Consider the following 12447-nt stretch of genomic DNA (forward strand, 5'->3'; position numbering starts at 1 on the left):
GCGAGCCTACGCCCGGCGCAAGCCGGGCTCAAGCTGGAGTTGCAGACAGCCTGCCTCAGCCCTTGGCGATACGGTCGAAGGCCATCAGGCGTTCGAGCAAGGCCGGCATGTCCTTGAACGGCACCATATTGGGACCGTCCGAAGAGGTCGAATTGTCGGGGTCTTCATGTGTTTCGATGAACACGCCGGCAACGCCGACGGCAACGGCCGCCCGCGCCAGCGTCTCGACGAAGCGGCGCTCGCCGCCCGAGGTGGCGCCCTGCCCGCCCGGCTGCTGCACCGAATGGGTGGCGTCGAAGATCACGGGGGCGCCTATGTCGGCCATGACAGGCAGGCCGCGCATGTCGGAGACCAGCGTGTTGTAGCCGAACGACGTGCCGCGCTCGGTCACCAGCACGTTCGGATTGCCCGAGCCGGTCACCTTTGCCACCACGTTCTTCATGTCCCAAGGCGCCAGGAACTGGCCCTTCTTGACGTTGACCACCTTGCCGGTTTTTGCGGCAGCAATCAGCAAGTCGGTCTGGCGGCTAAGGAAAGCCGGAATCTGCAGCACGTCGACAACTTCGGCGACGATGGCGCACTGCTCCTCGGTGTGGACGTCGGTGACGACGGTGACACCGAGTTCCTTACGCAGGTCGGCGAAGGCGGGCAGCGCAGCTTCAAGGCCCGCGCCGCGCGTGCTCGACAGCGAGCTGCGGTTGGCCTTGTCGAAGCTCGACTTGTAGACGAAGCCGATGCCGAGCTTCTGGGTAAGTTCCTTGAGCTTGCCGGCCATGTCGAAGGCATGCTGGCGCGATTCGAACTGGCACGGGCCGGCGATCAGCGACAGTGGCGCATCATTGGCGAAGAGGGTCTTGCCGACCGTCACATTTGCATTCGGCTTGGTCATTTGTGCTCCTCGAAAATGAAGATTGCGCCCTGCCCCGGCGCAGCCGGAACCACAAGGCGCTGGCCGTCTAGATCGTGCGCGACGGCGCGTTCGACAAGAAGCGCCCTTGTCGCGGCAAGGTCGTCGACGACAAAGACGATGGCTTCAAGTCGAATGCCCGGCGCATATGGCTCGTCGCGGATGCTTAGCCGCGCATTTGCGAGTGCCACGCCGGCATCGTCGGCCGCACTCCGTGCGATTGTCGCAAGCAACTTGGCCGCCGCCGCGATGTTTCCGGCAGCAAGCTCGATCGCCAAGACGCGTCTGGCGCCATTGGCATGTGCCTGGAGCGCCGACCGGTCGACGGCAGGTACGTTGGCACGCTCGCAGGTGAAAAAGAAGGCGTCAGCATCGGCATTCGGCTGGGCAGCGAAAGCCAGCCGAAACGATGCTACGTCGGACCTGCCCGAGGCGTCGACGAAAGGACGCGAAAAATCGAGCCGGCTGCCTGCGGATACGCCTGCAGCCACGAACGCGGTATGGTCGGCGTCGGCGTCATCGGATCCGAACACAACGGCCGAAAAGCCCTCCTCGCCATGCGCGTCGCGGAAGACACGATCGCGCGCAACAAACGCGTTGCCTTCACGAACCGCCTTGTCGGCCGCGACCCGGTCACCGACGGCAAGCGGCTCCAGGAAGGTGCCGTCGCTGAGATAGACGCAGCAATTGATGGTTCCGAACGGGTGCGTGCCTTGCGGCGAGACGCTGAAGCCAAGTGCGGCAAGCCGGTCGCGCGCCAGCGTCAGGTCACCGGTCGGCAGGACCACGTGGTCGAGCGGCCGCGGGCTGTTGGTTTTCGTCATGGCTGCGCTGTGCCCGAAATCCCGATGTGAAGCAAGACTGCCCGCTCGCGCTACGACGCCACCATGTCGCCCAGCCGGCGGACCGTGTTCCAATTGCGCGACGTGCCGACACCACCGGCGCGCTTGGGCGTCAGAGCGCCAAGCAGCCGCGACGACGCCATATTGCGGGAAAAATAGAGCCAGATGTCGCCGTCGACAGATGTGAGCTTTTCGTCGGCGGCGGCATAGGGGCGAAGCCGCTCGATCACTTCCGAAGTCACCGGCTCGCGCATCACACGGACACCGACCTGATCGGCGTGCAGTTCGGATTCCGCGAGAAAAGGGTTGGCAGCGACGAGCTTCAGCCAGGCGGCGGCATCGCGGACGATGATATCGACATGCTTGCCGAATTTTGGCGCGAACGCCGCTTCGAGTTCGCGCTCCAGTGCCGAAACCGTCTTGCCTTCTGCCTCGAAGACGAGGTTTCCGGTTGCAACCAGCGTACGCGGATTTTCGAGGCCGAGATCCGTCGTCATGTCACGCAAGTCGGACATGACGAGGCGACGGCCGGGTCCGAGAACGACGCTGTAGAGCAGCGCGACATAGGTGGTCATGCGGCCGGCCACCCGGGGAAAGAAATGCGCGCCGGCGAGTTCACGTCGGCGCGCATGGATATCAGACCAGCCGGCTCTGTTCGACAGCGGCTTCGATGAAGCTCGCAAACAGCGGGTGCGGCTCCAGCGGACGGCTCTTCAGCTCCGGATGGTATTGCACGCCGATGAACCAGGGATGGTCGGGATACTCGACGGTCTCGGGCAGCACGCCGTCGGGCGACATGCCGGCAAAGACCAGGCCGCACTCTTCGAGGCGGTCCTTGTAGTCGATGTTGACCTCGTAGCGGTGGCGGTGACGCTCGGAGATGTCGGTGTCGCCATAGATCTCGGCGATCTTCGAGCCTTCGGTAAGCTTGGCGTCAAACGCGCCGAGACGCATCGTGCCGCCGAGATCGCCCGAAGCCTTGCGCTTCTCGAGCATGTTGCCCTTGAGCCATTCGGTCATCAGGCCGACGACCGGCTCCTTGGTCGAACCGAACTCGGTCGACGAAGCAGCCTCGATGCCGGCCAGCGAACGGGCAGCCTCGATGCACGCCATCTGCATGCCGAAGCAGATGCCGAAATACGGCACCTTGCGTTCGCGGGCGAACTTGGCCGCCAGGATCTTGCCTTCCGAGCCTCGCTCGCCGAAGCCGCCGGGAACCAGAATACCGTGGACCTTTTCGAGGAATGGAGCCGGATCTTCCTTCTCGAAGACTTCGCTTTCGATCCAGTCGAGCTTGACCTTGACGTTGTTGGCGAGACCGCCATGCGACAGCGCCTCGATCAGCGACTTGTATGCGTCCTTGAGGCCCGTGTACTTGCCGACCACGGCGATGGTAACTTCGCCTTCCGGGTTGTGGATCAGCTGCGACACATTCTGCCAAGGGTCGAGACGCGGCTTGGGTGCCGGATCGATGCCGAAGGCGGCCAGGACTTCCGAGTCCAGACCTTCCTTATGGTAGGCCAGCGGCACGTCGTAGATGTGGCCGACGTCGAGCGCCTGGATGACGGCGGATTCGCGCACATTGCAGAACAGCGACAGCTTGCGGCGTTCTTCCTTCGGGATGTCGCGGTCGGCGCGCACCAGGAGGATGTCGGGCGCAATGCCGATCGAGCGCAATTCCTTGACCGAATGCTGGGTCGGCTTGGTCTTGAGCTCGCCAGCGGTGGGGATGTACGGCATCAAAGTCAGATGGACATAGACAGCGTTGTTGCGCGGCAGGTCGTTGCCGAGCTGGCGGATCGCCTCGAGGAACGGCATCGCCTCGATGTCGCCCACCGTACCGCCGATCTCGCAGAGCACGAAGTCGTACTCGTCATTGCCGTCGAGGATGAAGTTCTTGATCTCGTCCGTGACGTGCGGGATGACCTGGACGGTTGCGCCGAGATAGTCGCCGCGCCGCTCGCGTTCGATGATGTTCTTGTAGATGCGGCCGGTGGTGATGTTGTCGCTCTGGTTCGCCGAACGCCCGGTGAAGCGCTCATAGTGACCCAGATCGAGATCGGTTTCCGCGCCGTCGTCGGTCACGAACACCTCACCATGCTGGTAAGGCGACATCGTTCCCGGATCGACATTGAGATACGGATCGAGTTTTCGGATGCGCACGCGATATCCGCGTGCCTGCAGAAGAGCCCCGAGGGCCGCTGCGGCTATGCCTTTTCCAAGGGAAGAGACCACGCCGCCGGTAATAAAAACATATCGCGCCATGGGATTCATCGCTTAACGCGGCCAAATCGATTCCGCCAGAGAAAAATCCGCCGCGTCGGACTTTTCCCTATCTGGCTGTTCAGTGTTGCTGCCTGTAGGCCATGCAAACAAAAAGGCCGGCGTGACCGCCGGCCCGCTATCAGCGTTATGAAAACGCCTTACATGACGATGACTTCAGAGCCCATCCTCACGCGGTTGTAGAGATCCATGACGTGGTCGTTGACCATACGGAAGCAACCGTTCGAAGAGTTTGTGCCGATCGTCTGCGGCTGGTTGGTACCATGGATACGGATATGGGTATCCTTCTTGCCCTGGTAAAGGTAGATGGCACGCGCTCCCAGCGGGTTTTCCGGCCCGCCGTTCATGCCGTCCTTGTACTGGCCGTACTTCTTGGGCTCGCGTTCCTGCATTTCCTTGGTCGGGATCCAGCGCGGCCATTCCTGCTTGTCGCCGATGGTGGCCTTGCCCTTGAACTCCAGGCCTTCGCGGCCGACCGCAATCGCATAGCGGCGCGCCGTCGACGACGATTCGATCAGATAGAGATAGCGCGCGCCGGTATCGACGACGATCTGGCCGCGCTCGTAGCCGGAGAACGAGACTTCCTGCGGCTCGAAGTCGGACTTCACCTTGAACTGCTTCTTGGCCTGCTTGGCTTGCAGCACGGCGTCGAGCGCACGTGTCTGCGGCAGCATCGACTGCTGCGGCGCGCTGCCGCCGAAGATGCCGGCGAGCAGGCCGGTCTGGCGCGGACGATCCTGGCTCTCGCTGCGCAGCTCGCCATTGTTGCCGGCAGAAGCCACTTCCGCGACATCGGGCGCCAGTGGCTCGATCGGCTTCATCACAGCGAGCGGCTGGAGATCGCGCTTGGGAGCCGGAGCTGAGGCGGTGGCAACCTGGGCGGTAGCCTTTTCAGACTTCTTCAGGCGGGCAAGTTCGCGGGCCTGTTCGGCCTTCGCCTTGGCTGCGGCCCGCATCGCCATCTTCTTGGCCTCGAGCATCTTCAGCCGGGCGACTTCCTTATCGGCCTTGATCTTGGCTTCGAGGTCCTTGATTCGCGACAAGTCCTCGTCGGTCGGCTTCTTCTTTTTCTTGAGCAGCTTGAGTTCAGCAGCATCGCTCTTGGCGGCGACAGTGATGACGTCGCTTGCGGCAGGCTGCGGCGCCGCAACGGTGCCGGCCGAGGTGGCGGCAAAGGCTGTCGAGCTCATGAAAGTGGCGCAAAGGCCAGCAAGAAGGATGCGGCGGAGCTGCATGGCGAAGGGATCCCGAACGTTCAACGCGAAATTTTCTTGCGACCAAACGCGGTGCCCCCAAGGCTCCCCCGCCGAATGCCGCAACCCTGCTATAATAGATTAGCCGGAGGCGCCTCAAGGGAGGCACCACCGGCTGACCAATCGAATTGTCGTGATTGACGCGGCATTTGCCGCAACTGTGTTCAAACAACAACAGGTTGCGGCAAAGGGTAAATAGTTAGTTAGGAACCTGCGGCGTCGCAGGGGCTGCCGGCGTGGCCGGAGCTGGCTGCTCGGTGCCCGAAGCGGCAGGCGCGGCGGGCTGAGTCGCGGGAGCCGCGGGTGCCGTGGCGTCTGATGCCGGAGCAGCCGGAGCGGTCGACCCGCCGAGCTGGTCGAGAACGCCGTTGCCGCCGGTGGTTCCACTCTGGGTAGTCGGTACGCGGTCGAGGATGTCGGTCGGCTTGGCGCCGTAACGGGCAACGATCGACAGCGTCAGCGACGTGACGAAAAACACCGTCGCGAGGATGGCGGTGGCGCGAGTCAGCGCGTTGGCAGCGCCGCGCGCCGTCATAAAGCCCGATCCGCCACCGATACCGAGGCCGCCGCCTTCAGAGCGCTGCAGGAGCACAACGCCGACAAGGGCGAGCACGACCATCAAGTGGATGACGATGAGGACGGTTTCCATTGCGCTTCCTGGGATCTTTCCTGACGTGGGAGGGCCGCGCACAAAAGCGCCCGGCACTCCGGAGGCGGCTCAATACAATGCTTTCTAGGCATTTCCAAGCCCGCCGGCCGAATATGGGGTGACATGTTGCCTTTGCAACGGTCACGTGTGGTGAATCAGAGCTTGCGATAGGCGTCGGCAATGCCGAGGAAATCTGCCGCCTTGAGGCTGGCGCCGCCGACCAATGCGCCATCGACGTTGGCGACAGCCAGCAATTCGTTGGCATTGGACGGCTTGACCGAACCGCCATAGAGAATGCGCATCTTGGCAGCCGACGCCCCCAGCTTCGCGGCAAGGCGTTCGCGGATATGGGCATGCGCCTCGGCGACATCGGCAGCCGTGGGCGTTAAGCCGGTGCCGATCGCCCAGACCGGCTCATAGGCGATGACAGCATTGGCAGGCGTTGCCGTCGTCGGCACCGAGCCTTCGATCTGGCGCGACAATACCTGCAGCGTCGTTCCGCCTTCCCGCTCGGCATGGGTTTCGCCGACACAGATGACGGCAACCAGCCCTGCGCGCCAAGCCGCTTCCGCCTTGGCACGCACGATCTCGTCGGTTTCGCCATGGTCGGTGCGGCGCTCCGAGTGACCGACGATAACGTGGCTGGCACCGGCGTCCTTGAGCATCTCGGCGGAAACGTCGCCGGTATGGGCGCCGCTCTCCTTGGCATGGCAGTCCTGGCCACCCATCTTGACCGGGGTTCGGTGCAGGATCTCGGCAGCACGCGAAAGCAGCGTCGCCGGCACGCACAGAAGCGCGTCGGTCTCGGCATCGAGGCCGCTCATGAAACCGCCGGCAATGTTGCGCAATTCGTTGAGCGAGTTGCTGGTGCCGTTCATTTTCCAGTTGCCGGCAACGAGTGGGCGGATTCCTGGCGTCATAGTGCTCTTCCCTCGAAATCGATGTTCGCTCGGGCAACCTCACTACCAAAAACAAGCCACAAAGCAATCGACACTGGCGGCGAAGGGCGCTATTGCGCTTCGTTCATGCAGGCGCATGCGACAATGCGCGTATACGGGATCTGTTACATGCTCGAATCGATGCGAAGTGCTGCTGGAACCTGGGTTGCGAAGCTGTTGCTTCTGCTCCTCGTCGTCAGCTTCGCGATCTGGGGCATCTCGGGTCAGATGATGAGCCAGTTCGGCGGCGACCAGGTGGTCACGGCCGGCGGCACGCATGTTACAGGTGTCGAATACCGCCTCGCCTATGACCGCCAGATGAACGTCATGTCGCAGCAGTTCGGCCAGCGCCTGACCCGCGACCAGGCCAACGCGCTCGGCATCGACAACCAGGTGCTTTCGCAGCTCGTCGCCGGTGCGGTGCTCGACGAACAGGCACGCAAGCTCGGCCTCGGCCTCTCCAAGGACCGCCTCGCCGAACTCACCTGGGACGACCCGACCTTCCGCGGCGCCGACGGCAAGTTCGACCGCCAGGCTTTTGAATACATCCTGCGCCAGATCGGCATGCGCCCCGAAGACTATCTGAAGAACCGCGCCCAGGTTGCGGTCCGCCAGCAAATCGTCGAAGCCGTTTCCGACGGCCTCGAGGCTCCTGATACCTTCCTGCGCGCCGTCGCACTTTACCGCGGCGAAGATCGCACCATCGACTACCTGCCGCTGCCCAAGTCGCTCGTCGAGCCGATCGCGGCACCGGGCGACGACGTGCTCAAGGCCTGGTTCGAGGAAAACAAGAAGAACTACGCCGCCCCTGAATTCCGCAAGCTGAGCTACGTCAAGCTCGAGCCGGAAGACATCATGGATGCCGCAGCCGTGACCGAAGAACAGGCGCGCCAGGACTACGACAAGAACAAGTCGCACTTCACCACCGCCGAGACGCGCAAGATCGACCAGCTTGTGTTGAGCGCCCATGCGGCCAAGGCTGCTTCCGATGCGATCAAGGGTGGTGCGACCTTCGACAAGGTAGTCGCCGACCAGGGCAAGACCGCGGCTGACGTGGCCCTCGGCTCGCTGACCAAGGACAGGATCGCCGACAAGGCGGTCGCCGACGCCGCCTTCGCGCTGCAGGCCAATCAGGTCAGCGACGTCGTCCAGGGCGCTTTCGGCCCAGTGCTGGTCCGCGTCAGCGAGATCACGCCGGAAACCGTCAAGACCTTCGACGAGGTCAAGGACCAGATCCGCAAGGAGTTGGCGCTGGCCGAAGCCAACCGCATCCTGCTCGACGTGCACGACTCCTACGAGGACGCCCGCGCCGCAGGTGAGTCGATGAAGGCTGCCGCCGACAAGCTGAAGCTCAAGATGGTGACGATCGATGCCATCGACCGCGCCGGCCAGCAGCCAGACGGCACCATCGTCAACGACCTGCCGGACTCGCGCAACCTGATCCAGGCGGCCTTCACCGCCGAATCCGGCACCGAAAACCCGCCGCTCAATGTCGGCACCAATGGTTTCGTCTTCTACGAGGTCGACGAGATCACGCCTGCCCGCGACCGCACGCTCGACGAGGTCCGCGAGAAGGTCGTCGCCGACTGGACCGCTGCCGAAGCGACGAAGCGTCTCAAGGCAAAAGCCGACGAGTTGGAGAAGCGCCTCAAGGACGGTGCCTCGCTCGACGTGATCGCAGGCGAACTCAAGCTCGAAAAGCAGACCAAGCGCGGCCTCAAGCGCGAGGCCGACGATGCCGATTTTGGCCGCGAGGGTGCCTCCGCGATGTTTGCAATGGGCCAGGGCGGCACTGGCATCGTCCCCGCCCCCGCCGGCGATGCGCAGATTCTGTTCAAGGTCGCCGAAGTGTTCGAGCCGGCCGGTGCGGACAAGAGCGCGGTGCCAGAGGACGCGCAGAAGCAGTTTGCCTCGGGCATGTCGGACGACCTGCTCGACCAGATCGTCGCCCAGCTCCAGGGCGAGTATCAAGCAACGATCAACCAGGCGGCGATCACCCGCGCACTTGCGGTGGGAACGCCATGAGCGCACTCAAGCCGCATATCGCCAAGGTCGCCGCGGGCACCCCTCTCACCTTCGAGGAGGCACGCGAGGCCTTTGACATCATCATGTCGGGCGAAGCCACGCCCGGCCAGATCGGTGGCTTTCTCATGGCGCTGCGGGTGCGCGGCGAGACCGTAAGCGAGATATCGGGCGCCGTTGCCACCATGCGCGACAAGATGCTGCGCGTCGAAGCCCCTGCCGATGCCATCGACATCGTCGGCACCGGCGGTGACGGTTCGCACAGCGTCAACATCTCGACTGCCTCGGCCTTCGTCATCGCGGGCGCAGGTGTGCCTGTCGCCAAGCACGGCAATCGCGGCCTGTCCTCGCTGACCGGCGCCGCCGACGTTCTGACCGCCCTTGGCGTCAACATCGACCTCACGCCCGAGGCGATCGGCCGCTGCATCCATGACGCCGGCGTCGGCTTCATGTTCGCGCCGGCGCATCACCCGGCGATGAAGCATGTCGGCGCGACCCGCGTCGAACTTGGCACCCGCACCATCTTCAACCTGCTCGGCCCGCTCTCCAATCCCGCCGGCGTCAACCGCCAGCTGGTCGGCGTGTTCTCGCCCGAATGGGTGCGTCCGGTGGCCGAGACGCTGAAGGAACTTGGCGCCCAGCACGTCTGGGTGGTCCACGGCGACGGTTATGACGAGATCACCACGACGGGTGAGACCCATGTCGCAGCCCTCAAGGACAGTGTGATCACCACGTTTACGCTGGCGCCCGAACAGGTCGGCTTGAGCAAGCATACGCGCGAAGAGCTGCGCGGCGGCGATTCCGCCTACAATGCCGCTGCCCTGCGCGGGGTTCTCGAAGGTGCCAAGGGTGCCTATCGCGACACGGTGCTGATGAATGCCGGTGCCGGCCTCGTCGTTGCCGGCAAGGCTGCAACGATCGGCGAAGGCGTGCCGCTTGCCGCCGAGGCAATCGACAGCGGCCGCGCCAAGGCAGTGCTCGACCGACTGGTCGCCGTTTCGAACGGATAGAGACATGGCCAATATCCTGCGCCGCATCGAAGCCTACAAGCGCGACGAGATCGCCGCAGCGAAGGCGCTGCTGCCGCTCGCCGAGCTCAAGGCGCGCGCCCGCGACGTCACCAAGCCGCGCGGCTTTCTCGCGGCACTCGAAACCAGGCACAGTGAAAGCCGCTTTGGCCTGATCGCCGAGATCAAGAAGGCGAGCCCGTCCAAAGGCCTGATCCGTCCCGACTTCGATCCGCCGGCGCTCGCCAGGGCCTATGCCGACGGCGGCGCTGCCTGCCTGTCGGTGCTGACGGACACGCCATCCTTCCAGGGCGCACCGGAGTTCCTGACCGCCGCGCGCGACGCCTGCGCCTTGCCGGCATTGCGCAAGGACTTCATGTTCGAGCCCTACCAGGTGCACGAAGCACGTGCCTGGGGCGCGGACGCGATCCTGATCATCATGGCGAGCCTGAGCGACGAAGATGCCAGGCGTATCGAGGATGAGGCGTTCGAAATCGGCATGGACGTGCTCGTCGAGGTCCATGACGAAGAAGAGACAGAACGCGCGCTGAAGCTTCAGTCGCGCCTGCTCGGCATCAACAACCGCAACCTGCGCACATTCGAGGTCAGCCTCGACACGTCGGAGCGCCTGGCGCCGATGGTGCCGGCAGACCGGCTGCTGGTCGGCGAAAGCGGCATCTTTACGCATGCCGATTGCCTGCGTCTGCGGAAATCCGGCATCTCCAGTTTCCTCGTCGGCGAAAGCCTGATGCGGCAGGCCGACGTGACCTCGGCGACGCGTGCGCTGCTCGATGGCGCAGCCCTGGCAAGCGCCTGACATGGCAACCACCCTCACCCATATCGGCGCCACCGGCGAGGCTAACATGGTCGACGTCGGCGACAAGGCCGAGACGACACGCACGGCAATCGCCGAAGGCCATGTCGTCATGCGTCCTGCGACACTGGCGTTGATCCTGTCGGGCAACGCCAAGAAGGGCGACGTGCTCGGCACCGCCCGCATTGCCGGCATCATGGCCGCCAAGCGCACGCATGAACTCGTGCCGCTCTGCCATCCCATCCTTTTGACCAAGGTTTCGGTCGAGATCGAGCCAGATGAGGCGCTGCCCGGCCTGCGCGTCACGGCGCTTGCCCGCGTCACCGGCAAGACCGGCGTCGAGATGGAAGCGCTGACGGCTGCCTCGGTCGCCTGCCTTACCATCTACGACATGGCCAAGGCCGCCGACCGCGGCATGGTGATCTCCGGCATCCGGCTGGTCGAGAAGACCGGCGGCAAGTCGGGCGACTACAAGGCTGCCGAATAGATGGCGCTGCTGCCCGTCGCCGACGCCCTGGCGCGCCTGCTCGACGCTGCCGAACCGCGCGGCACGGAAACTGTCGGCCTTGCCCAGGCATCAGGCCGCGTGCTGTCGGCTCCACTACACGCCCTGCGCACCCAGCCGCCCTTTGACGCCTCCGCCATGGATGGCTACGCCGTCCAGGCCGCCGACATCGCTTCACTGCCGGCGCAGCTCAAGGTTATCGGCCAGGCACCCGCCGGCAAGCAGTTCACGGGCACCGTCGGACCAGGCGAGTGCGTCCGCATCTTCACCGGCGCACCGGTGCCACAAGGCACTGATACCGTCGTCATTCAGGAGAACGTTCGCGATCTCGGCAATGGCGAGATCGCGGTGCTCGAGCCAACGCTTGCTGGCCGTAACATCCGCGCCAGGGGCCTCGACTTCAAGCAGGGCGACCTCATCCTTGATGCAGGACGTGTGCTCGACCCGGCAGGGCTCTCGCTGATCGCAGCTGCCAATCATCCCAGCGTCGAAGTGCTGCGGGCGCCTCTGGTCGCCATCATCGCCACCGGCGACGAGCTATTGCCGCCGGGCAGCAATCCAGGGCCCGACCAGATCATCGCCTCCAACGCCTACGGCGTCGCGGCGATCGTTCAGTCGGTTGGCGCGCGCGTACTCGATCTCGGCATCGCCGCCGACCGCACCGAGGCAATCTCCGCACTGGTCGCCAAGGCGCTCGCCGCCGACGCCGATGTGATCGTCACGCTGGGCGGCGCTTCGGTCGGCGACCACGACCTCGTTCACCGTGTCCTGACCGATCTCGGCATGGATCTCAACTTCTGGAAGATCGCGATGCGCCCGGGCAAGCCGCTGATGTTCGGCCGGCTCGGCAACAGCCGCTGCGTCGGCTTGCCGGGCAATCCGGTCGCCAGCCTGATCTGCTCGCAGATTTTCCTGAAACCTCTGCTGGCGAAGCTTGGCGGCCGCCCTTATTCGCCCGACATGCGCAACGGCATTCTCGACACGGCAATGGCGGCCAACGACCTGCGCCAGGACTTTGTCCGCGCGATTGCGCGCGAGACCGCTGAGGGTCTCGTCGTCACACCCTACCTGATCCAGGACTCTTCGATGCTGCGCACGCTGGCCGACGCCAATTGCGCCATCGTGCGGGTGCCCTTCGCGCCTGCAGTCGAAGCCGGCAGCGCCTGCCAGGTGATGATGTTGCGCTGAGCAGCACCTTCCACCCTTCACGAAATATCAACAGTTGCG

At 64.2% G+C, this 12447-nt stretch carries 12 protein-coding genes; 5 read left to right on the plus strand and 7 right to left on the minus strand.

All coding sequences use genetic code 11. The features are described 5' to 3' along the window. Positions 1–55: 55 nt before the first annotated feature. The 7 genes from kdsA to tpiA all read right to left on the minus strand — a co-directional run bounded on the left by kdsA (position 56) and on the right by tpiA (position 6854). The gene (gene kdsA / locus H5P29_RS19855; protein ID WP_067962342.1) at positions 56–889 is read right to left on the minus strand and encodes a 3-deoxy-8-phosphooctulonate synthase; all 834 of its coding nucleotides are present in this window, start codon (positions 887–889) and stop codon (positions 56–58) included. Beyond that, positions 886–1731 (minus strand): VOC family protein, encoded by an 846-nt coding sequence (locus H5P29_RS19860; RefSeq protein ID WP_154386022.1) that lies wholly within the window; start codon positions 1729–1731, stop codon positions 886–888. Before H5P29_RS19860 ends, kdsA begins: the two co-directional genes overlap by 4 nt. A 50-nt stretch (positions 1732–1781) precedes the next feature. Continuing rightward, entirely contained in the window at positions 1782–2324 is a 543-nt protein-coding gene (locus H5P29_RS19865; protein WP_154386023.1) for a DUF1697 domain-containing protein, read from the minus strand. Positions 2325–2385: 61 nt separating this feature from the next. Further along, complete coding sequence (locus H5P29_RS19870; protein WP_154386024.1) at positions 2386–4023, minus strand: CTP synthase; 1638 nt, start codon at positions 4021–4023, stop codon at positions 2386–2388. Positions 4024–4172: 149 nt separating this feature from the next. Continuing rightward, a complete protein-coding gene (locus H5P29_RS19875) occupies positions 4173–5222 on the minus strand; it encodes a L,D-transpeptidase (RefSeq protein WP_312870920.1) in 1050 nt (349 codons plus the stop codon). A 262-nt stretch (positions 5223–5484) separates the two neighbouring features. Continuing rightward, positions 5485–5934 (minus strand): preprotein translocase subunit SecG, encoded by a 450-nt coding sequence (gene secG / locus H5P29_RS19880; RefSeq protein ID WP_154386025.1) that lies wholly within the window; start codon positions 5932–5934, stop codon positions 5485–5487. Positions 5935–6089: 155 nt separating this feature from the next. Then, positions 6090–6854, minus strand: a complete 765-nt coding sequence (gene tpiA, locus H5P29_RS19885; protein ID WP_067962354.1) for a triose-phosphate isomerase — start codon at positions 6852–6854, stop codon at positions 6090–6092. Between the two features lie 147 nt (positions 6855–7001). Here tpiA and H5P29_RS19890 point away from each other — a divergent pair, with 147 nt between their 5' ends. Genes H5P29_RS19890 through glp form a run of 5 tightly spaced genes read left to right on the plus strand, consistent with a single transcriptional unit; the run spans position 7002 to position 12408 of the window. After that, on the plus strand, positions 7002–8897 hold the full coding sequence (locus H5P29_RS19890; RefSeq protein ID WP_154386026.1) for a SurA N-terminal domain-containing protein: 1896 nt from the start codon (positions 7002–7004) through the stop codon (positions 8895–8897). Next, positions 8894–9904 carry an anthranilate phosphoribosyltransferase gene (gene trpD, locus H5P29_RS19895; protein ID WP_154386027.1) on the plus strand — a complete coding sequence of 337 codons (1011 nt, stop codon included), beginning with the start codon at positions 8894–8896 and terminating at the stop codon, positions 9902–9904. Before H5P29_RS19890 ends, trpD begins: the two co-directional genes overlap by 4 nt. Before the next feature lie 4 nt (positions 9905–9908). Then, the gene (trpC, locus tag H5P29_RS19900; protein WP_154386028.1) at positions 9909–10718 is read left to right on the plus strand and encodes an indole-3-glycerol phosphate synthase TrpC; all 810 of its coding nucleotides are present in this window, start codon (positions 9909–9911) and stop codon (positions 10716–10718) included. A 1-nt stretch (position 10719) separates the two neighbouring features. Further along, a complete protein-coding gene (moaC, locus tag H5P29_RS19905) occupies positions 10720–11202 on the plus strand; it encodes a cyclic pyranopterin monophosphate synthase MoaC (protein WP_154386029.1) in 483 nt (160 codons plus the stop codon). Then, the gene (glp, locus tag H5P29_RS19910; RefSeq protein WP_154386030.1) at positions 11203–12408 is read left to right on the plus strand and encodes a gephyrin-like molybdotransferase Glp; all 1206 of its coding nucleotides are present in this window, start codon (positions 11203–11205) and stop codon (positions 12406–12408) included. It begins immediately after the preceding gene. The last annotated feature ends 39 nt before the right edge of the window (positions 12409–12447 follow it).

The sequence above is a fragment of the Aminobacter sp. MDW-2 genome (assembly GCF_014250155.1).
GTDB lineage: Bacteria > Pseudomonadota > Alphaproteobacteria > Rhizobiales > Rhizobiaceae > Aminobacter > Aminobacter ciceronei.

Coding starts and splice junctions, on each gene's coding strand:
- kdsA (WP_067962342.1), bottom strand. CDS start 889: ATGACCAAGCCGAATGCAAATGTGACGGTCGGCAAGACCCTCTTCGCC.
- H5P29_RS19860 (WP_154386022.1), bottom strand. CDS start 1,731: ATGACGAAAACCAACAGCCCGCGGCCGCTCGACCACGTGGTCCTGCCG.
- H5P29_RS19865 (WP_154386023.1), bottom strand. CDS start 2,324: ATGACCACCTATGTCGCGCTGCTCTACAGCGTCGTTCTCGGACCCGGC.
- H5P29_RS19870 (WP_154386024.1), bottom strand. CDS start 4,023: ATGAATCCCATGGCGCGATATGTTTTTATTACCGGCGGCGTGGTCTCT.
- H5P29_RS19875 (WP_312870920.1), bottom strand. CDS start 5,222: ATGAGCTCGACAGCCTTTGCCGCCACCTCGGCCGGCACCGTTGCGGCG.
- secG (WP_154386025.1), bottom strand. CDS start 5,934: ATGGAAACCGTCCTCATCGTCATCCACTTGATGGTCGTGCTCGCCCTT.
- tpiA (WP_067962354.1), bottom strand. CDS start 6,854: ATGACGCCAGGAATCCGCCCACTCGTTGCCGGCAACTGGAAAATGAAC.
- H5P29_RS19890 (WP_154386026.1), top strand. CDS start 7,002: ATGCTCGAATCGATGCGAAGTGCTGCTGGAACCTGGGTTGCGAAGCTG.
- trpD (WP_154386027.1), top strand. CDS start 8,894: ATGAGCGCACTCAAGCCGCATATCGCCAAGGTCGCCGCGGGCACCCCT.
- trpC (WP_154386028.1), top strand. CDS start 9,909: ATGGCCAATATCCTGCGCCGCATCGAAGCCTACAAGCGCGACGAGATC.
- moaC (WP_154386029.1), top strand. CDS start 10,720: ATGGCAACCACCCTCACCCATATCGGCGCCACCGGCGAGGCTAACATG.
- glp (WP_154386030.1), top strand. CDS start 11,203: ATGGCGCTGCTGCCCGTCGCCGACGCCCTGGCGCGCCTGCTCGACGCT.